This window comes from Flavobacterium frigoris (assembly GCF_900111075.1).
Classification (GTDB): domain Bacteria; phylum Bacteroidota; class Bacteroidia; order Flavobacteriales; family Flavobacteriaceae; genus Flavobacterium; species Flavobacterium frigoris.
Map to the genome: position 1 here is coordinate 1 of NZ_FOFZ01000059.1, position 1,197 is coordinate 1,197.

General features: G+C 32.9%; 1 protein-coding gene. It reads left to right on the plus strand.

Translation table 11 applies throughout. From position 1 onward, the window contains the following. Positions 1 to 55: 55 nt before the first annotated feature. The gene (locus BMW63_RS17810; RefSeq protein ID WP_074724800.1) at positions 56 to 1,057 is read left to right on the plus strand and encodes an IS30 family transposase; all 1,002 of its coding nucleotides are present in this window, start codon (positions 56 to 58) and stop codon (positions 1,055 to 1,057) included. Positions 1,058 to 1,197: the final 140 nt, after the last annotated feature.

The following is a 1,197-nucleotide window of genomic DNA, read 5'->3' on the forward strand; positions in this document are numbered from 1 at the left end:
CGCAGAGTCAGGAATCTAACGCAATTTTAAGACAAAAAATACTTAAAATTGTAATATGAAAACAGCTTACAAAAGACTCAATCGTGACCATAGAATTCAGATTGAAAAACTAATTGCTTTAGGCAAAAATAACAAGCAAATTGCCACTACTCTATCGGTTCATCCAAGTACCATTTCCCGAGAGCGAAAAAGAGTGAGAAATGAGCCATACGATAACCTAAAAGCCGAAGTGAATTATGTTCATAATCTTCTAGATAGACGATTGGGAACATCCAAAATCAATAGCAATCCAAAGCTAAAGAATTTTGTATATTTACATCTAGAATTACATTGGTCACCAAAGCAAATTTCAGACGCTTTAAAACAATTTTATCCATTCGATTCAACAATGCAAATCTCACACGAAAGTATCTACTATCACATCTATATTCAGCCCAAAAAAGAGGTCGAAAAACTACTAATATCTCAATTGAGACAGAAGAGAAAGTATCGTGGAAATACCAGAAGAGGTGTTGATAAAAGAACAACAATTAAAGATCCAATTCGTATTGATGAAAGACCTGCTGAAGTACTTACTCGAGAAATACCAGGTCATTGGGAAGGCGATCTAGTGCTGGGAAAAAACAGAGAAAGTGCCATTGGAACACTAGTAGAAAGAACCACTCGGTTTTTAATAATTGTACACCTAAAAAAGAAAGATTCAACCGCTGTTAGAAAGGCGTTTGAAAGTGAATTTAGAAAGCTTCCTACCAACTTAAAACTATCCCTAACTTATGATAATGGAACAGAGATGGCACAACATAAAACCTTTACTAAAAACAGCAAAGTAAAAGTGTATTTTGCTCATCCATATAGTCCCTGGGAACGACCAACAAATGAGAATACAAATGGATTAATTAGAGACTATTTTCCTAAAGGAACTGACTTTAATTTAGTAACAAAAAAGCAACTAAAAGAAATCCAAAATCAACTCAATGAAAGACCAAGAAAAACACTAGAATATGATTCTCCTCTAAACACAATTAGTCGATTATTTATGAATCAAAATTTTATATAAAATCATTGTTAATCCAAAATAAATCGTAGCTTTATTTTTTGAATTTAGAAAGCCTAAAGACAAACAAAATTGCTTTCTGAATTTGAAAAATAAGGCAAAACTTAATCGCCAAGAAATTGCGCTAGAAACTTGAATCCGCC